Below are 18,570 nucleotides of genomic sequence, written 5' to 3'. Positions count from 1 at the left end.
AATGCCGACGCCAGTGCCAGTGCCAGTGCCAATACCAACGCTGGCGTCGATCCCGACCCCGGCACCGGCACCGGCACCGATACGGCGCCCCCGCGTCCGGCCACGTGGGAGATGGGCCGCCGCTTCCTTCTGCGTGCCGCCGGTCTGCCCGTGGAGACCGTGCACGGGCTGCGCTGTCCGCGGACGCGTGCCTGGTCCGACGAGGTCCTGACCCGCGAACAAGGGCTCGCCGAGGGCGGGGCCGCCCTGAGCGAGCGGCTCCATGCCCTGGTCGAGGCGGCCGACGCGGTCGGCGACGGGGCCCGCCGGGCGCTCCTCGCCCTGCGCCGCCAGATCTTCAACAACCGCGTGCCGGCCGATCCGGCGGCGGCCGTACGACTCGTGACCGGGCTCGACGAGTCGGCCGGTGCCCAGGTCGCCGCGTGGCTGGACTCCCGCCTCGCGTACGGCGAACTCCTCGGCGAGGGCCCTGCGCTCCTCGCCGGGGAACTGCGCACCGCACGGGCCGAGTTGCGGACCGCGCTCGCTCAGGAGCCGTTGCGCCGGGGCCTGCTCCTGGCCTCGCCGGTGCTCGACAGCCGGCTCGACGCCTATCTGGGCGACACCCGTGACGACGCGGGCAAGCGGATGCGCAAGGTCGAACGCTCGGCGCTCGCGTATCTCTACCGCACGGCGTGCAAGACCAGCCCGTTCAGCACGCTCACCCCGGTCGCGACCGGGGTCTTCGACGCGGCGGCGGACGAGCGGTCCGCGCTGCGCGTCGGCGGGCCGGACGCCTGGACCGGTCATGTGCGGCTCAATGTCGTCGCCCTGGGGCGGCTCGCCGAGCTGATCCTCGCCGACCCCGTGCGCCGCCAGGACCTGCCCGTCGTGCTGTCCCCGGGCTGGGGGCGTGACGAGGACCGGATCCGCTACGTGCGTCAGTGGGTGACGAGCGGCGACGACGACGCGGCCGTCACCTTCGACTCCGTCCGCGACCGGCTGTTCTACCTTCGCGGCAGCGGCACCCTGGAACGCCTGCTGGCCTTCCTCGACGAGCGTACGGGGCTGCGCCACCGCGACCTGGTCGAGTGGCTCGGGACCGAGCACGGCGCCGACCCCGCCGCGTGCGAGCGGTACGCCGCCGCGCTGCTGCAGCTCGGCATGGTCCAAGTGCCGTGCCTGCGCACCGATGTGCACAGCCCCGACCCGCTGCGGTCGTTCCAGCTCGCCCTGCGCGGCCTCGCGGCCCCGTGGGCCGATGCGGTGGCCGACGCCCTGGACGGCCCGGCCGCCTGCCTGGCCGCGTACCCCGCCGCCGGGCTCATCGAACGGCGCGCCCTCCTGCGGACCCTCCGCGAGCAACTCCTCGATGTCCAGCGGGAGCTGGGAGCGGCGGAACCCACGCTGCCGCGCACGCTCCTCTACGAGGACGTCAGCGCGGGAGACGACCTGCCCTGCGGAACGGGGCCGCTGGCGGGCGCTATGGAACAGGCCCTGCGGGCGATCGAGGGCGTCCTGCCGATGTTCGACCTCACGCTGCCCCACCGCATCACCCTGCACGGCTTCTTCCTGGCCCGTTACGGGCGCGGCGGCCGCTGCGACGACCTGCTCGGCCTCGTGCACGACTTCCACGAGGACTTCTTCGACCAGTACGTGTCCTTCGCCGCGAAGCGCACGACGTTCGACGGGAACGGGGAGTACGTCCCCGAGGAGAACTGGCTCGGTCAGTCCGCGCTGCGCGGCCTGGACGACGCCCGCCGCCACTTCGTCGCGGGCATGCGCGAACTGTGGGAGCGGCACGGCACGGAGGAGGAACTGCGGCTGCCCGCCGATCTGCTGGCCGAGGTGTCGGGTCGGCTGGATCCGCTGGTCGGCGACTTCGTCCCCCGGAGCCATCACCTCCAGGTGGCCGTGCCCGCCCCGGACGGGGAGGGGCCCGCACGGGTGGTCCTCAATCGCTCGTACGGTGGGCTCGCCTTCCCCTTCAGCCGTTTCACCCACGTCTACGACGGGGTGACGGGGTCCGGGCCGTCCGGCGGAGCCGGGCTGTCGGAGCGGCTGCGCGACGAGCTGCGTGCCCGTCAGCCCCGGGGAGCGGTGTTCGCCGAGCTGACCGGCGGTCCCGTCACCAGCAACCTGAACCTGCACGGCAGGCTGACGGACTACCAGATCGTGTGTCCGGGCGAGACCTCCACGGTTCCGGAGGAGGCCCGACTGGACCTGTCCGACCTCTCGTTGGAGCACGACGAGGAGACCGACCGCCTCGTCCTGCGTTCGCGCCGACTCGGCCGCGAGGTCGTGCCGGTCTACCTCGGCTACCTCGTGCCGGTGGCCCTGCCGGAGATCCCCCGCACCCTGCTGCTGCTCTCGCCGAGCTCCATGACGCCGGTCGAGATCTGGGGCGGCATCCCGGAGGGCCCGGCCGTCGACGGTGTCACGCGCAGGCCTCGGGTGGTCCACGGCGACATCGTGCTGAGCCGTCGCGGCTGGACGGCGGACGCCGCCGTGCTGCCGGTCCGCCGCCCCGGCACGGACGAGGCGGCGTGGTACCTGGAGTGGCGGCGCTGGCAGCGCCGGCACGGCCTGCCCGACCAGGTCTTCGCCACGGTGCTGCGCGAGGGCCGCCGGGCGCTGGGCGCCAAGCCCGTGTACATGGACTTCGAGAGTCCGCTGTCGCTGACCTCGTTCGACGCCCTGGTCGATCGGGAGCCAGGCTCCGGGGTGGCGCTGCGCGAGATGCTCCCGGCCGAGGACGCGCTGCATCTGACGTCCGCCCAGGGCCGGCACGTGGCCGAACTGGCCGTGGAGACCTTCACTTCCCGCCACCGCACGGAGGACGGCCCGACATGCCGGAACTGATCTCCCCCCACCCCGTCCCCACGCCCCGCGTCACGCCTCGGCCGGGGGTGGGCGCCGCCGGCTGCCCGGCACAGGAACCGGGAGAGTGGATCGCTCTGCACGTCTTCTACGCCGCCAGCCCCCGCCCGATGCTGGTGGACTGCGTCCGGCCGCTCGTCGCCCGGCTCACCGAGGAGGGTCTGCTCTCGGGCCACTTCTTCATCAACTACTGGCTGGAGGGCCCGCACGTACGGCTGCGGCTGCGCCCCGCGAGCCCGGCCGCGGCGCCCGAGGTGAGACGCCGGGCCGACGAGGCGCTCACCTCCTTCCTCAGGAGCCGGCCCGCGCTGTACGAGGTCGACTCCGGCTTCCTCAAGGACTTCTACAACGCCCTGTTCGACATAGAGTTCCCCGGGGAGGACCGGGGGCGGTACATGGGCGAGGACGGCCGGATGCGGCTGCGGCCGAACAACTCGTTCAGCGAGGAGCCGTACGCCCCCGAGTACGCCAAGTACGGCGGCCCGGCCGGTGTCGAGCTCGCCGAGTGGCACTTCCGTCACTCCAGCGAGCTGGTCGTCGACGCCTTCCGCACCATGAACCTCCACCTGCGCACCGTGCTGCTCGGCACGTCCGCGCAGCTGATGATGGTGATGGCGAGCTGTTTCCTGCCGGAGGAGGACCGGCTCGCCGACTACCTGGACGGCTACTACGCGTTCTGGCACCGCGCGTTCCCGGGGACCGGGTTCATCGGCTCGAAGGAGTACGAGCGGAACTACGCCGAGATGGCGCCCGCCCTGGGCCGCCGGTTCGCCGCCGTCCGGGCCGCGATCGCGAGCGGCGAGCTCGGGCGGCTTCCTTCGTTCCTGCGGGGATGGGCGGAACACTGCCTCGAACTGCGGCGCCGTATAGAGGAGTTGACCGGGAGGGGCGAGCTTCTCTTTCCGCTCCAGGAGGGTCCCGCCCGTGAGGACACCGGGCAGGTGCGCGTGGAACCGGCGGAGGCCGTCCCGACGGCCCCGCTCACGCATCTGCCGTCGGTCCTCCCCCGGCTCCTCTCCCCGTACATGCACATGACCAACAACCGGCTGCATGTGACGATCCGCGACGAGGCCTATCTGTCCTTCGTCCTCGGCCAGGTCCTCAGAGGCCCGCACGCCCCGGCGGGGGACGCGTGACCGCCACCGCCGCGCGGGCCTATCGCCCCGCCCTCCGGCCCGGCGTGCTCCTCAGCCCGCCCCTCCTGCGCGGCCCCCGGACCGTCCACCTCGTCAGACATCCGGTCACCGGGGACGCCTTCGAGGTCGGGATCAAGGAGCACTTCCTCATGTCGCGTCTCGACGGGACGCGGAACCTGGACGATCTCGCACCCGCGTACGCGGAAGAGTTCGGCCGCCGACTCGGCGAGGGGCACTGGAACCGGCTCCTCGGCCTTCTCGGCACCCGGGGCCTCCTCGTCGGCGCGCCCGACCCGGCACCCCGGCCCTCCGCCCCAGAGCGACCCAACTCCCTGTGGCGCGGCACCCGTCCGATGGTCGCCGACGCCGACGCGACCACCGCCCGGCTCCATCGCACCCTCCGCCCCCTCCTCCACCCGGCCGTCCAACTCCCCCTCCTCGCCGCCGTCTTCCTCCTCCTCGGCGTGCTGACGTGGCGGGCGGGGGCGCTGCTCGACGGCACCGCCGAAGTGGTCCGGCAACCGTTCGCGCTGCTGGGCATCGCCCTGTTCCTCTGGGCCAGCATCACGCTCCACGAGCTGGCGCACGGCATCGCCGCCCAGCACTACGGGGGGCACGTCACCGAGATCGGACTCCGCTGGCGGTTCCCCGCCGCCCTCCTCTACTGCAGGGTGGACAACTACCTGTTCCTGCCCGGCCGGAGGGCCAAACTGATCATCGCCGGCGCCGGCGCCTACCTCAACATGCTGCTCCTGCTGCCGTTCGGCGTCTGGTGGGCGCTGCTCCCCGTGGCAGCGCCGGAGCGTCCCCCGCTCTCGGGCCTCCTGGTGCTCGGCACGATCCAGGCGCTGAGCAACCTCGTACCGCTGCCGCCGCTCGACGGGTACCGGATGCTCGGGCACGCGCTCGGAGCCGATCACCTCGCCCCCGAGACCCGGACGTACCTGGCCCTGCGGCGCCGGGGCGCCGAAGGGGCCGAGGCCCTGGCCGGCTATTCGGGACGGGCCCGGCGGATCTACACGGCGTACGCGCTCGGCTCGACCGCCCTGGTCCTCCTCGCCGCGGCGGCCACCCTCATGTTCGTCCTCCACCTGCTCGGCTGACCCGAAGGAACCACGCACCACATGAGTGAGGTACAGGCCATGTCAACCACATCCGCCGCGGACGGTTCGCCGACCGCCGCCGTCCAGGTCCAGGGAATCTCCAAGCGGTACGGGGACCGCCAAGCCGTGGACGACGTCTCCCTGGAGATCCACCGGGGCGAGTTCTTCGGTCTGCTCGGCCCCAACGGCGCGGGCAAGTCCACCCTGATCGAGATCATGGAGGGACTGCGCCGGGCCGACGCGGGCACCGTCGCGGTCTTCGGCCGGTCGCCCTGGCCCCGCGACACCGCGCTGCTCCCCCGCATCGGTGTGCAGACCCAGAGCTCGGCGTTCTTCGTACGGCAGACCGCGCACGAACATCTGCGGACCGTCGCCGCGCTGTACGGAGCGCCCCGGAGCGCCGTCGAGGCCACCCTGGAGTCCGTGGGCCTCACCGAGCAGCGGGGAGTCCAGGTCGAGAACCTCTCCGGTGGTCAGCGGCAGCGGCTGGCCATCGCCTCCGCGCTCGTCCACGGTCCCGAGCTGATCTTCCTCGACGAGCCGACCGCCGCCCTCGACCCGCAGGCGCGCCGCGCCCTGTGGGAGGTGCTCCGCGGACTGAAGGCGGAGGGGCGCACCATCGTGCACACCACCCACCACCTCGACGAGGCGGAGGCGCTCTGCGACCGGATCGCCATCCTGGTGGACGGCCGGATCGCCGTCACCGACTCCCCGCACAACCTGGTCGGCGCCTCCCGGGCGCCGAGCCGTCTCCTGCTTCCCCTGGGCCGCCTCGACGAGGGACGGGCGGCGGCGATCGAGGGCGTCGAACGGGTCACCGTCGAGGGCGGCTCGCTGGTCCTGGAGACCCACGCGTCCGGGCGGGTCCTGTCCGCCGTGGACAAGCTGGTCGGTCTGGACGGCGTCCAGACCCGCTCCGCCAGTCTCGAAGACGTCTACCTCGACCTGACCGCCCGCCTCGCCGGTGCCGGACGGCCCGCCCACCCGCACGCCGAGACCACGGAGTCCTGACCATGAGCGCCTACACCGCACTGACCGGGGCGGGTTACCGGGCCCAGGTCCGCGACAAGACCACCCTCTTCTTCACGTTCGCCTTCCCCCTCCTCTTCCTCGTCGTCTTCGGGCTGATCTTCCGCGGCCAGGATGTGGAGGAGAGCGGCCTGTCCTATCTCTCGTACACCGCGTCCGGGGTGCTGTCCTGGGGTGTGGCGAACGCCGCCGTGTTCGGCATCGCGTTCACCCTCATGCAGTGGCGGACCGATGACATCCTGCGGCTGATCCGCATGTCCCCGGCCCCGCTCTCCGCCGTCATCGGCTCCCGCTACGTGATCGCGCTGGTCGTCGGCGCCGTGCAGTCGCTGCTGTTCGTGGGGGTGGCGATGCTGCCGGTGTTCGGCCTCGAACCGGCCTCCGGCTGGCCGCTGTTGATCCCGGTGCTCATCCTGGGCATCACCACCTTCCTGCTCCTCGGGGTGATCATCGGGTCGTTCGCCAACACGCCCGAGTCGGTCGCCGCCGTCGCCAACTTCCTGATGCTGCCGATGGCGTTCCTCTCCGGGTCCTTCTTCCCGCTCGACTCGATGCCCTCCTGGCTGCGGAACGTCTCGCTCGCCATGCCGCTGCGCTATCTCAACGACGCCGTGTCCCACGCGCTCGCCGGCCGGGGCGACTCCTCCGACGTGTGGGTGGGCTGCGTCGGACTGCTCGTGTTCGCCCTCGTCTTCGGCGCGGTCGCGGTGAAGACCTTCCGCTGGACCCGGTCCTCGTGAGCGCCGCCGGGAGCACGCCGGTCCTGCCCGCGCGGGCCCTGCCGCTGCCGATGGACGAGGCGAGGGCCGGACTGCGGGCCGCGCTCGCCGTCCGCCTCGGACGGGACGTACCCGTCGTCCCGGTCGGCGTCACGGACGCCGGCGCGCCGCTCGGCGGCCGGGGAGCCCCGGACCCTTGGGCGGCGGAACGCGCCGGCGCCCGCGTCCACCTCACCGCCTCCGCGGTGCTCGTCGGCCCCTGGGGCGGCGACGGCACCGCGCCCGCCTGCGGCCGCTGCCTCGCCCTGCGCTGGCAGCGGTTACGCAGCCGCAGCGAGCGCGACGCGCTGGAGACCGGCGGTCCGGACGGGCCGCGCCCGGCCGGGGTGTGGCCGCTGCTCACCACCCATGTGTACGACGCGGTCGCCGCCCTCCACCAGGCGGTGCTCGACGGCCGGCCCGACGCCGAGCCCGCCGCGTCCGACCCCGCGGACCGGGCGCTTCCGCAGGTGTCCCGCATCGACCTGACGACGCTCGCGATCCGTACGTACCCGCTCCTCGCCGATCCGCTCTGCCCCGACTGCGCCCCCGACCCTGTTCCGGCCGGGCCGCGCCCGATGGCCCTCGTCGAGCGCCTGAAGCCGGACCCGGGCACGTACCGGCTGCGCGCCGCGTCCTCGTATCCCCTCCCTTCCGAGGCGCTCGCCAACCCGGTCTGCGGCGCGCTCGGCGCCGGCACCTGGATCAGCGTCACCTCGCCGACGACGGCGCCGGTCGCCGGGAGCGTCTTCGTCCGCGGCTACGCCGGTCTCAACGACGTCACCTGGAGCGGCCAGGAGAACACCTTCTCCACCAGCCGCACACTCGCCTTCCTGGAAGGCCTCGAACGGTACGCGGGAACCCACCGGCGTGGCCGGCGCACCCCCGTGACCGGCTCCTGGAACGCACTCCGGGACGACGCCGTCGACCCCGCCACCTGCGGCTTCTACGATCCGCGCACCTACCGCGACGATCCGCTGGTCGACCCCTTCGACCCGGACCGCGCGATCCCCTGGGAATGGGGCTGGTCGCTCCGCGACGAACGCCCGGTCCTCGTCCCCTCGCGGCTCGTGTACTACAGCGCGGGGCTCGCGGCGGACAACTTCGTCTTCGAGTGCTCCAACGGCTGCGCCATCGGCGGCAGCCTCGAAGAGGCGGTCCTGGGCGGGCTGCTCGAACTCGTCGAGCGGGACGCCTTCCTGAACGCCTGGTACGGCGACGCCCGGCTCACCGGCATCGACCTGGCCACCGTCGGCGGCGGGACGTCCGCAGCCATGGCGGAACGTGCGGCACTCCAGGGATACGACGTCCACGTCCTGGACAACCGTATCGACCTGCCGGTCCCCGTCGTCACCGCGGTGGCCGTACGCCGGGACGGCGGCCCCGGCACCCTCTCCTTCGCGGCGGCGGCCTCGCTCGACCCGCGGGCCGCCGTGGAGGGGGCGCTGTCGGAGGTGCTCACCTACATCCCGCACCTCTCCCGCCAGACACGGGAGCGCAGGGCCGAACTGGAGGCCATGGCCGATGACTTCGGCCTCGTCCGCCACCTCAAGGACCACGCGCAGCTGTACGGGCTGCCGCGGATGGCGGTGCACGCCCGGGGCTACCTGGAGCCACTGGCTGTACGCCCCTTCGAGGAGGTCTACCGGGACTGGGAGACGACCGGACGGCCCCGGACGGACGATCTCCGCGACGACGTCCGGGCCGTGACGGACCTGCTCGCGGGGGCGGGCCACGACGTCGTCGTCGTCGACCAGACCACCTCCGAACAGGAGCGGATGGGGCTGTGCACGGTGAGCACCCTCGTACCCGGTCTGCTGCCGATCGACTTCGGCTGGAACCGGCAGCGGGCGCCGCTGCTGCCCCGGCTGCGGACCGCCCTGCGCCGGGGCGGCCACCGGGCGACGGATCTGAGCGACGCCGAGATCCGCATGGTCCCGCACCCCTTCCCGTAGCCGAAGGGCCGCGGGGAGAGCGGAACGGGCGACGCCCGGTATCCGAGGGACGGATACCGGGCGCGCCTCCGGCCGCGATCCGACCGGTGGGACGTCGATCAGGCCGAGCAGGAGGTGGTGCTGGTGGTGGAGCTACAGGTCGAGGTGGAGCTGGTGCTCGTGGAACCGGCCAGGACGACCTCGCTGGCGTCCGAGTAGTCGGAGATCTCGAAGGTCTCGGCCTCGAGCTCGAGGATCTCGTCGGCGAGCGTGCTCAGGTCCTTGTTCATGGCGCCTCCTCTTGACCACGGTCCCGAACGGGGCCGCCCGGGGGTGTGTACGTACTCATTCCACCGCTGCCCGCTCACCGTTCGGCATGTGTCCCGCACGCACATCGCTGGCGCGCGACGCCAGCGGTGCGCCGACGCCCCCTTGGAGTCCCGTGAACCCGCCCGAACCTCTCGGCCCCGCCACGACGAGCCGGCCCGAGCCCCCGCACCCCGCCCTCGCCTCCGCCGGCGAGGCGCTGCGTCCCGCCCTCACCCTCTATCTCGACGTCCACCGGAGCCCGGAGCTGTCCGGGGAGGAACGCCGCACGGCCGCACTGTTCGCCGACCGGCTGTCGGCCCTGGGCCTCGACGTCACCCGGGGCATCGGCGGCCACGGTGTCGTCGGCGTCCTGCGCAACGGCGAGGGCCCCCGGGTGTACCTGCGGGCCGAACTCGACGCCCTCCCCCTGGAGGAGCGGACCGGGCTGCCGTACGCGAGCGGGAACGGCGCCATGCACGCCTGCGGCCACGATCTCCACCTCGCGGCCGCGGTCGGTGCGGCGGAGGTCCTCGCCCGCGCGGCCGCCCACTGGCGGGGCACCCTCGTGATCCTCGGCCAGCCCGCCGAGGAGACGCTGACGGGTGCGCGCGCGATGCTGGAGGACGGCCTGTACGCACGTTTCGGCAGGCCGGACGTCGTCCTCGCCCAGCACGCGGCGCCGCTGCCGTCCGGCATGATCGCGCACGGCGCCCCGCACGCTCCGATGACCGCGGCGAGCATCGCGCTCGACGTCGTCCTGCACGGCCTCGGCGGTCACGCCGGGACCCCCCACCTGGCCGTGGACCCGGTGGTGACGGCAGCGGCCGTCATCACCCGTCTGCAGACGATCGTCTCCCGCGAGAGCGCCCCCGCCGATCAGCTGACGCTCACCGTCGGCACGCTGCGCGCGGGCACGGCGGTGAACGTGGTGCCGGACACGGCGGAGATGGGCATCGGCCTGCGGGCACTCACGGACTCGTCCCTGGACCGCGCGCTCGCGGCGGTGGACCGCATCGTCCGCGCCGAGTGCGCCGCCTCCGCCTGCCCGCGCGATCCCGAGATCACGCCGGTCTCGCGCACCCCCGCCCTGTGGGGCGACCCTGCGGCGACCCGCGCGGTCCGGGACGCCCACACGGCGCTCTACGGATCCGCCCGGGTCACCGACTGGCCGCCGTCGCTGGCCTCGGAGGACTTCCCGCTGTACGGCGGCGCGGGCGCCGCGCTGCACGGCGAGAAGGACGTCCCCCTCGTCTACTGGATGGTCGGCACCGCGAGCCCCCGCCAGTGGGCCGCCTCGGCGGGCCGGCTCCCGCCCAACCACTCCCCGCTCTTCGCCCCCGACCCACGCACGGCCCTGCCGGCCGCCATCGGCGCCTTGGCGGCGGCGGCACTCAGCGGGCTCGCGGGGGCGGGGATCCCGGGCTGAGCACGGGCGGGGTGAGCGGGCCGCGCTCGTGCGGGGTGAGCGGGCCGCGCTCGTGCGGGGTCTCCTCCCCGGCGCGCTGTGCATGCCCCCGCACGTTCCTCCGCCCCATGTGCCGCCGGCGCGGGAGACGTGAGACCCGGTGGCGGGTTACCGGTGGTGACGCGAGGCCGGGGCGGTTGTCATACTGCTGGGATGCCGCTGCCCCCGCGCGCCCTGCCGTCCGAGCCAGGCTCCGGGCCCGTTCCCGAGCCCATATCGGTCGACCCGCCGCATGGGGCGCGCCCCGCCCTGCTGACCCAGTCGTGGCTCGATCTGGCGTTTCTGCACTGGCCCATGGACCCCGCGGACGTGGCGCCGCTGCTGCCGCCCGGGACGCTGCCCGACACCTTCGAAGGCGTGACGTACGTCGGCCTGGTCGCGTTCCGGATGCACCGGGTGGGGTGGTTCCGCCTCCCGGGCATTCCGTACTTCGGCAGCTTCCCGGAGACGAACGTCCGGCTCTACTCGGTGGACGGACACGGGCGCCGGGGCGTGGTCTTCCGCTCGCTCGACGCCTCCCGTCTGATCCCGGTGGCGTTCGGCCGCTGGGCGTTCCGGATCCCGTACGTCTGGTCGAAGATGGCCGTCCGGCGTGCCGGTGACACCCTCACGTACACCAGCCGACGGCGGTGGCCGGGGCCGCGGGGCGCGCGCAGCGCGATCTCCGTACGGATCGGGGAGCGCATCGAGGAGCCGACCGCGCTGGAGCACTTCCTCACCGCCCGCTGGGGCATGCACAGCTCATTCCTCGACCGTCCCCTCTATCTGCCGAACGCCCACCCCCGCTGGCCTCTGCACCGCGCCGAGTTGCTCTCGTACGATGAGGAGCTCCTGGCCGCGGCGGGCCTGACGCGTCCGCCCGGCGGCCCGGTCAGCGTGCTCTACTCCCCGGGCGTCCCTGTCCGCTTCGGCAGGCCGCCGCGCATCCCGGCGCAGGCCTTGCCGTCGGATTAGGAGCAGGGCGGCGCTCCCTGGACAGGGCTCGGTCGCGGCTGGCGTACATGCAGCGGGTCAGTTCTGGCGCAGTACCGCGTGCATCGCCCCGGACTCCAGGGCGTGCGGATTGCTGTATGCCGCGTCGGCCAGGAGGTGCGCGCGCAGTTCTTCGCGAGCGGCAGCGATGGTTTCCTTGTCGGCCAGCCGTTCCACGGTCAGACAGCGGAGCGGCGAGGCCGCGCGCAGCTGCTCTTCGGACAGCTCGCAACCGGCCTCGACCAAGGCCGCGTGGCGGTTCCGCGTGAACAGTTCGCGGAAGCGGTCGTCGGTGCTCAACAGGTCGAGCAGACGATCGATGACGTCGGCCGGAAGGTGCAGCTTCTCGTTCCCCAGTACCTGAATCTGCATGATAAAAACCATAGCCGACCATCGTGTGACACGGGACCCTTTCCGTGGCGCCATCGAGACCGGATCCCGCACGCCGGATCCGCACCATCCGCCAACCGCCGAACGGATCCCGATGCGTATTCGTCGTTGCGCCGTGCTGTTTCTGGAGCCTCGCGAAGAGGTGGACTTCGACCTGGACTCGCTGCTGACCGGGGGTGCCGGTCTGAGCCGCACCCGGCGCTGGCTGGCCTTGGCCGCGCATCTCGACGCGGAGGTCGAAGTCGACGCGCCACAGCGCGAGTTGCTCGGCCGGCTGAGCCCCGGCGAATGGCGCGAGTCCGACTCATTGGACGCCGAAGAGTCAGCCCTGGTGGCGGAGCTGATCGACAGCGGTCTGGTGATCGCCGACGACGAACGCCCTACCGCTCATCGTGAACGCGACGACGCACTGCGCGCCACCCACTGGTGGCCGCCCGCCGCGATGATGCACCGGCTCGCGCGGTGGGAGGGCCTGGACAGCGTCAGCAGTATGGAAGCCAACGAGATGACCACCGCCGCCGACCTGCGGCGCAAGCTGGGCCCGCCGCCCACGCATGCGCTCGCGCGCGGGGACGTCGCGGACCGGGTGCCGCTGCCGCGCATTGCGGGCAACGAGTTCGACGCCCTGCTGGCGCGGCGCACGACCTGCCGTAACTTCGACGGGGAGCGGGCGCTGCCGCTGGCGTTGTGCGCGCACATGCTGCAACGCGTGTTCGCCGCGCACTCGCAGGTGCGCATCGACGACGACACCGTGTTCCTGAAGAAGCACACGCCTTCCGGAGGCGGTCTGCATCCGACCGAGGCCTACCTGATCGTGCAGAACGTCGACGGTCTCGTACCCGGGCTGTACCACTACCACGCGGTCGATCACGCCCTGGAGCGCCTGCCCGCCCCGGACGAACCGCTGGAGCAGTTCGCACGCCGCGCCCTGGCCGGTCAGCACTGGTTCTCCGACGCACCCGTGCTGGCGGTCCTGGCGCCGCGTTACGCGCGCAGTTTCTGGAAGTACCGTCAGCACGCCAAGGCCTACCGCGCCCTGGTGCTCGACAGCGGGCACCTGTCCCAGACCTTGTACCTGAGCGCGACCGAGCTCGGCCTCGGCGCCTTCGTGACCTCGGCGATCAACGAGATCGACATCGAGCACGGCTTCGGCCTGGACCCGCTGACCGAGGGCCCGCTGGCGATCTGCGGCTTCGGCTGGCGCGCCGCCCGGATGACGACCAGCGAGTTCGATCCGGCCGAGGAGGTCTGGCTGCGCACGGCGGACACAGCCGAGGAGATCTGAGTCCACCTGACCGCCGTTGAGGTGACCGAAGCGGACCTCGTGCTCCTGGGCGGAATCGCCCCGTGGTCGCGCCGCCGCGTACGCGAGGGGGTCCGCGCGCCCCTCCCGGTCGGGTGAAAACCGTACCGTTCCGGCTTCACACCGCGGTTCACGGCGGTGTCTCGGCTTCTGGGCGGCGCTAGCGTCGGGGCGTTCGAGCAGGAGGCGGTCACCGGGGCGCAGGTCGAGTTCCTGGACCTGGTAGTCGCCTTGCGAGGCCATCCCGAAGGGCAGGTTGACGGCCAGTTGCAGTTCGGTGACCGTGCCGTCGCGCAGGAGGTACGGCCAGGGGTGGCCGGCGTTGACGAGCCGGCAGCCGCTGCCGTCAAGGGCGATCCGCAGCAGTTGGCCGGTGGCGATGCTGTGACGTCCGTGGTCGCGGAGGGCCTGATGGGTCTGGCGAGCCTGCTCGGCGAGGCCGGCGCCGGCTCGGCGCGCGCCGCGGGAGGCGTTGACCAGGAGCGTCGCCATGAGGGAGGCGCTGACGTCGTGGCCCATGGCGTCGGTGATCGACAGGCGCAGGGTGTGGGTGTCGAGGCTGTAGTCGTAGGTGTCCCCGGCGATGTCGGCGGCCGGGACCAGGGCGCCGGCCAGGGTGAACTCGGGTGCTTCACAGCAGGAGGCGGAGGGCAGGAGCTGGCGCTGGATCTCCGCGGAGAGGCTGACCGGGGTGGTGCGGTTGCCCCAGTGGTAGAGGTCGGTGAAGCGCCGGTCGGTGACGATGATGTACGCCAGCGCGTGCGCGGCGTCTTGGACCTGGGCGCGTACGCCGGGCGTCACCTGGGTGAGGAAGACCTCCAGGACGCCGAGGGTGTCGCCGCGGCTGGTGACCGGGGCCAGCACCCGATGCCCGTCCTCGCCGTCTGCCGCCACGACGACGTTCTGGCTGAGCAGAACGTCGTCGTAGACACCGCTGCCCGCGAGAGGGACTTGTTCGGCAGGCTCCTCGCCCGGCTCTGCGGCGGTGTCGTGGACCCTCAGCAGGCGTCGGCCGACGATGTCGACGATGTCGACGAACAGGAACGACACGTACCGGGCGTCGAACCGGTCGCGCAGATCGCGCGCCACGACATCGAGAGAGCGCACGGGCGCGGCACGCTCGGCTGCTCCCAGTACGTCGCCGAGCCCGAACCGAGCACTCGCCGCACCGTCCTCGCGGTCGGGAAGAGCCGTCACGGCCTGCTGCCTTCAACCTCGAGACCTCGGACCCAACCGGGAGGCGTCCGTCGGGTCGCCGCCGGTCAGCCCGGATCCCGCACTGACGCGCGGGTCAGAGATGTGCGGCGCGCTCACGGTCGTCACCGGTAGGGGGAAGAGCGGCCGGCCGCTCCGGCCCGGGCCTCACCGGCTCCATGTCCGAATTATGCGATTCGCGATTCCGGTTTCGCCACACCGGAACGGGGCTCCTACGACGCCGCCGAGTGGTGGCGCGGTTTCGTGGGAGGCGCCGCATTGAGCCGTTCACCCTCCGCGATCAGATGGGCGGCATCAGATCACTCTCACTGAGGGTGCACGTCAGCAGGGGGTACGTGAAGTCCGTTTCGTTGTTCTCGCGGCGCCGAAGTCGGTAGAACTCACGCCGCTGCTCATCGTCGGCCGACACGAGGCGCGGGCCCTGCGGGAGGTATGCGTTTCCGTCGCGGAACCGCACGAGGGTCTTGGACGTTCGAAACGTCACGCCCAGCCATTGATTGTCCGCCCTCCGACCCGGATCATCCAATACGATTTTATGCCTGAACCGCCGATTCGAACCGACGGAAAACGCGACGAAGCTATTGTGGTCCAGGGGAATTTCAAACGCCTCAGCACCGGCCCCCTTCGATTCGAAGACCAGCTTCCTCGGGGGGATCACCTCGGGATGTCGATAGCAGGAGAAGACGGCTATAAACGAATCGTCGGCCAGGTCCAGAGCTTGATCGGAGTGGCTTCCCATCCTCGTGTAAGCGTTCGTGTACGTCTCGACGAGCGCGTTGTTGAAGCCGACCGAAATCGCCGCACGCTCTTCAATCTGTCGCGCCAGCCGTTCATGCACGGCCTGGAAACACTGCGCCGGGCTCTCGTATTGAGTGGTGGTACGCACGAGAGGCACACCACCCGCTTCATCGATCTTGGAAAGCACAGCGCCTCGTCGACCCTTCCCTACCTCTTCCAAACGGGTCGACGCGGACAGCTCCGCAAAGAGATTCTCCTCGACCGACAAGACATACGAGAGGATCTCATCCGGGATCCTAGACTCGGGGCTCAAGGTAATCTCCCGTGTTCATACTGAAGAGAAAATCATCGCCGTAATCAATGAAGGATGATGTCCTGTTCTCCTCGGCGTACAACCTGCGCAGATCGTCCATGCCGGCCGACGTCGGCTGCTCCAGCTTCACCAGATCTCCCGCCCTTCTGAGGAACGTGTGGCCGTTCTTGTGAACGGCTTCGGCGCTCGAACAGCGCACCACGTATCCCAGACGGGTCGGGAGCAGCTCCGCGTCCAACGCGGAGGGCCGGATTTCGTGCGTATACAGACGGTTGGTGGACAGCGGCATGAAGAAAACGGAGCCGGGATGGAGAGTCAGAGTGAACTGCGCGGGGAGAGCGACCCCGTCGCGCTCCTCGGGCGCCTCCTTGAGGCGAAAGTGGAGTCGGGTCAGCCCGCTGACGCCCTTGACGCCGTAGTCGAAGGCGTCTTCAGCCAGCGGCTCCAGCTTGTCGAGCCCGTCGTAGAAGGTGCAGAAGGCCATGACGCCGTTGACGGGCATGTCCTTGGTCTTGTCTGCGTGCGACGAGATCTTGGCCTTGGACTGCTTGCGCTCGGCCGTGGCAAGAGTATTGCGGTAGATCTGGGCGAGGACGTGATTGAGCGGCGCCTGGTTCCGAAAGACGACGGCTGCCTCGCGGTTCAGGTCGTCGACGATGTGCGTGTCGGTCGGGCCGAAGCCCTCGGTCGGGCCCGAGAGGTTCGTGGAGCAGCGGAGCAGGCGGAAATGCAACTCGTCGCCTTCCGGCGTGACGGGCGTCAGATAGATTCCGCTGCGATGGGCCGTTCCAGGCTTGGTGGACTCCGTCAGGGACTGGAACACGTGCTCCGCCTGGATCCGTCCGAAGTGATCAGCGCCGACATCGAAGAACTGGCGGTAGTACACACCGACGCCGTGTACGCGGACGGGAACTCGCCCGAGGCCGACGAGAGTCCAAGGTGTGTGGACGCCCTCGCGGTAGCCACGGGACAGCTCACGCACCACGAACACCCGGGCGGCCGCGTGCAGTTGGGACCCGCTGAACCCCGACACGTCGCCACACAGATAGACGGTCTTCCGCGCGAGATCGTACGAACCGGAAGCAAGCTCCTCCGGCGTGATCACGGACCCGAAGAAGTCCCCGATCAGTTCGTGGTCCCGCAACAGCGAAGGCGCGACCAAGATGTTGCCCGCTTCCTCGATCGAGGCCTCTGCCCACTCTGTTGCGTACATCAGACGGTACCCGCCAATCGCAGACCTTGATGGATTGCTCAACGCCGTGAACATGGCAACGGCCCGCCTTCCTCCGCTCGCGTTGCGACACGTGAACGAAAGGAGACAGACCATTGATCCTCGATGCTCTCACGGAGGCTCAACAGCGGGCAACGGCCTATGCGTCGGGCAGGCGACCGGGAGAGGCCCAGGCGTCGATCACCTCAGCCCGAGCCGACCGACGGTCTGCCGCAGGCGCGCCCAGCGCCCCCGCGCCCCCTCCCCCCAGGGACGCGGAAATCCGTGGACGGGCCCGCGGAAGATCACGTACGGTGTGGCTCCACGCTCTGAGATGGATGGAAGGAGGCGAGTGCCGTGCAGTTCACACTTTTCCAGCGCTCCCTCTTCCGCTGTCCCGGCGTGGTTCCTCAGTTCTGACCGGGAGCGCTCCAAGCAGCCTGTATCCCGGAGGAATCCATGACCAGTCCGGTCATCCGTACGCTCTCCGCGAGCGACGCTCATCTCTTCGACGCACTCCCCGACCCCCTTGGCGCCCGTGAAGGCCATCGGCGTACCCGGTTCCGCCCCGACTGGAAGCGCGTCGCCCTCCGCGACGGCGAGGTCGTCGCACGCGGCGCGTGGTGGGGCGGCCCCGACGACTCGGAGCCCGTCAACATCAACTGGTTCGACGTGGCCGAGGGCGAGGAGGAGGCCGGGGCCGAACTCCTGCGCTCCGCTCCCTGGCAGGTCGAACTGGAGATCAACCTGCCCGGCGACTGGCGGGAGAAGACCGACCTGCGCGCCGGTGCCGAGGCGCGCTTCGCCGCCGCGCGAGCCGCCGGGTACGAACGCCTGGTGGAACGCTTCCTGTACCGCTGGACCCCGGAGCGAGGTCTGCCCGAGCGGCCCGGACGCCTGCGCTTCAGCGCCGAACCCGACGACAGCGTGTTCTTCGACGCGTTGCGCCGCATCCACTCCGTCACCCTGGACGCCCACGCGCTCAGGGCCATCGAGGAGGGCGGCCTCGACCAGGCCGCCCAGGAGGAAGTCGACTTCTTCCACTGGTGCCCCTCCCCACGGGAGTGGTGGCAGATCGCACGCACGCCGGAGGGCGACCTGGCCGGCATCCACATCCCGGCCCACAACCCCTCCGGCCCGACCATCGGCTTCATCGGAGTCGTCCCCGAACAGCGCGGCCACGGCTACGCCTACGACCTCCTCGCGGAGTGCACCCACCTCCTCGTCGAGCAGGGCGCGGAGTTCGTCACCGGAGCGACGGACCAGGGCAATTTCCCCATGGCCGCGAACTTCGCCAAGGCCGGGTTCCCCGTGGTCAGGGAACGCATCAACTTCCACCCGACGGGCCGAGCGGTCTAGCGAGGAGTAGCAGGCGGTGAGCGGTCCGGCCGGAGGCAGGTCTCGGGCGCCGGTGAACCGGCCGGGTCGAGCCTGATCGACCACGCCGACTTCCCGTGGCTATCGGCGCGGCCAGGCCTCGCGGTCCACCAAGTCGAGGACGAGGGCGGCGATGTTCCACGCGTCGTCCTCGCCCCGGTGGTGGCGCCCCTCCAGGGGCAGCCCGGCGATCTTCAGTGCGCCCGCCATGCCGGGCCGCTTGCGCAGCCCGTACGCCTCCGTGAACACGGCCTTGGCGTTGGTGTGCCCGTGCTCCACCGGCCGACCGAAGGGATACGGCGTGCGGGTGGCCTGGCACTGGCGGTCGAATTGGCGGCGGTCGTAGTCGCCCCAGCTCGCCCAGGGGCGATGCCGGGCGTCGTACGCCTCCGCAAGCGTCCGGCAGGCCTCGTCAAAGCCGACGCCCGAGGCCACCTCGGCCGGGGGCAGCCCGACTAC

14 protein-coding genes and 2 pseudogenes are annotated in these 18,570 nt (G+C 71.4%); 10 read left to right on the top strand and 6 right to left on the bottom strand.

What is annotated here, in order from left to right; genetic code table 11:
- Window positions 1-111 precede the first annotated feature (111 nt).
- The 6 genes from ACZ3ZE_RS23305 to ACZ3ZE_RS23280 are packed head-to-tail and all read left to right on the top strand — an operon-like array spanning window position 112 to window position 8,840.
- Window positions 112-2,841, top strand: coding sequence for a lantibiotic dehydratase (locus ACZ3ZE_RS23305; RefSeq protein ID WP_467260727.1), 2,730 nt, complete (start codon window positions 112-114; stop codon window positions 2,839-2,841).
- Entirely contained in the window at window positions 2,829-3,995 is a 1,167-nt protein-coding gene (locus ACZ3ZE_RS23300; protein ID WP_363290615.1) for a lantibiotic dehydratase C-terminal domain-containing protein, read from the top strand. The genes ACZ3ZE_RS23305 and ACZ3ZE_RS23300 overlap by 13 nt, the downstream gene beginning before the upstream one ends.
- Window positions 3,992-5,098, top strand: coding sequence for a metalloprotease (locus ACZ3ZE_RS23295; RefSeq protein ID WP_467260503.1), 1,107 nt, complete (start codon window positions 3,992-3,994; stop codon window positions 5,096-5,098). The genes ACZ3ZE_RS23300 and ACZ3ZE_RS23295 overlap by 4 nt, the downstream gene beginning before the upstream one ends.
- Window positions 5,099-5,137: 39 nt before the next feature.
- Window positions 5,138-6,109, top strand: a complete 972-nt coding sequence (locus tag ACZ3ZE_RS23290) for an ABC transporter ATP-binding protein (protein WP_467260501.1) — start codon at window positions 5,138-5,140, stop codon at window positions 6,107-6,109.
- A gap of 2 nt (window positions 6,110-6,111) precedes the next feature.
- Window positions 6,112-6,867, top strand: coding sequence for an ABC transporter permease (locus tag ACZ3ZE_RS23285; RefSeq protein WP_363290618.1), 756 nt, complete (start codon window positions 6,112-6,114; stop codon window positions 6,865-6,867).
- 50 nt (window positions 6,868-6,917) lie between these two features.
- Window positions 6,918-8,840: a TOMM precursor leader peptide-binding protein gene (locus ACZ3ZE_RS23280; RefSeq protein WP_467260724.1), complete on the top strand. Its 1,923-nt coding sequence runs from the start codon at window positions 6,918-6,920 to the stop codon at window positions 8,838-8,840.
- A gap of 98 nt (window positions 8,841-8,938) precedes the next feature.
- On the opposite strand, the gene ACZ3ZE_RS23275 is transcribed toward ACZ3ZE_RS23280, so the two are convergent.
- On the bottom strand, window positions 8,939-9,109 hold the full coding sequence (locus tag ACZ3ZE_RS23275) for a thiazolylpeptide-type bacteriocin (protein ID WP_030757923.1): 171 nt from the start codon (window positions 9,107-9,109) through the stop codon (window positions 8,939-8,941).
- A gap of 152 nt (window positions 9,110-9,261) precedes the next feature.
- Here ACZ3ZE_RS23275 and ACZ3ZE_RS23270 point away from each other — a divergent pair, with 152 nt between their 5' ends.
- Both ACZ3ZE_RS23270 and ACZ3ZE_RS23265 read left to right on the top strand, forming a co-directional pair.
- Window positions 9,262-10,554 (top strand): amidohydrolase, encoded by a 1,293-nt coding sequence (locus ACZ3ZE_RS23270; RefSeq protein ID WP_467260500.1) that lies wholly within the window; start codon window positions 9,262-9,264, stop codon window positions 10,552-10,554.
- Window positions 10,555-10,746: 192 nt separating this feature from the next.
- Window positions 10,747-11,547: a YqjF family protein gene (locus ACZ3ZE_RS23265; protein WP_467260497.1), complete on the top strand. Its 801-nt coding sequence runs from the start codon at window positions 10,747-10,749 to the stop codon at window positions 11,545-11,547.
- Between the two features lie 57 nt (window positions 11,548-11,604).
- On the opposite strand, the gene ACZ3ZE_RS23260 is transcribed toward ACZ3ZE_RS23265, so the two are convergent.
- Complete coding sequence (locus ACZ3ZE_RS23260; RefSeq protein ID WP_442304742.1) at window positions 11,605-11,937, bottom strand: NHLP-related RiPP peptide; 333 nt, start codon at window positions 11,935-11,937, stop codon at window positions 11,605-11,607.
- Between ACZ3ZE_RS23260 and ACZ3ZE_RS23255 the strand changes: the two genes are divergently transcribed.
- Window positions 11,936-13,240: a putative peptide maturation dehydrogenase gene (locus ACZ3ZE_RS23255; RefSeq protein WP_467260495.1), complete on the top strand. Its 1,305-nt coding sequence runs from the start codon at window positions 11,936-11,938 to the stop codon at window positions 13,238-13,240. The genes ACZ3ZE_RS23260 and ACZ3ZE_RS23255 overlap by 2 nt on opposite strands.
- Before the next feature lie 183 nt (window positions 13,241-13,423).
- Here the strand turns inward: ACZ3ZE_RS23255 and ACZ3ZE_RS23250 are convergent.
- The 3 genes and pseudogenes from ACZ3ZE_RS23250 to ACZ3ZE_RS23240 all read right to left on the bottom strand — a co-directional run.
- Window positions 13,424-14,455: pseudogene (locus ACZ3ZE_RS23250) on the bottom strand (PP2C family protein-serine/threonine phosphatase); the annotation flags it as partial.
- A 298-nt stretch (window positions 14,456-14,753) separates the two neighbouring features.
- Window positions 14,754-15,524 carry an alpha-ketoglutarate-dependent dioxygenase AlkB gene (locus ACZ3ZE_RS23245; protein ID WP_361172809.1) on the bottom strand — a complete coding sequence of 257 codons (771 nt, stop codon included), beginning with the start codon at window positions 15,522-15,524 and terminating at the stop codon, window positions 14,754-14,756.
- A complete protein-coding gene (locus ACZ3ZE_RS23240; RefSeq protein ID WP_361172806.1) occupies window positions 15,508-16,737 on the bottom strand; it encodes a hypothetical protein in 1,230 nt (409 codons plus the stop codon). Before ACZ3ZE_RS23240 ends, ACZ3ZE_RS23245 begins: the two co-directional genes overlap by 17 nt.
- Before the next feature lie 456 nt (window positions 16,738-17,193).
- Between ACZ3ZE_RS23240 and ACZ3ZE_RS23235 the strand changes: the two genes are divergently transcribed.
- A complete protein-coding gene (locus ACZ3ZE_RS23235; RefSeq protein WP_467260492.1) occupies window positions 17,194-18,093 on the top strand; it encodes a GNAT family N-acetyltransferase in 900 nt (299 codons plus the stop codon).
- A gap of 99 nt (window positions 18,094-18,192) precedes the next feature.
- On the opposite strand, the pseudogene ACZ3ZE_RS23230 reads toward ACZ3ZE_RS23235, so the two are convergent.
- Window positions 18,193-18,570 (bottom strand): annotated as a pseudogene (locus ACZ3ZE_RS23230) (3'-5' exonuclease); the annotation flags it as partial.

The organism is Streptomyces sp. NPDC023157, assembly GCF_055560575.1.
This window is presented reverse-complemented; position numbering and strand designations above follow the sequence as displayed.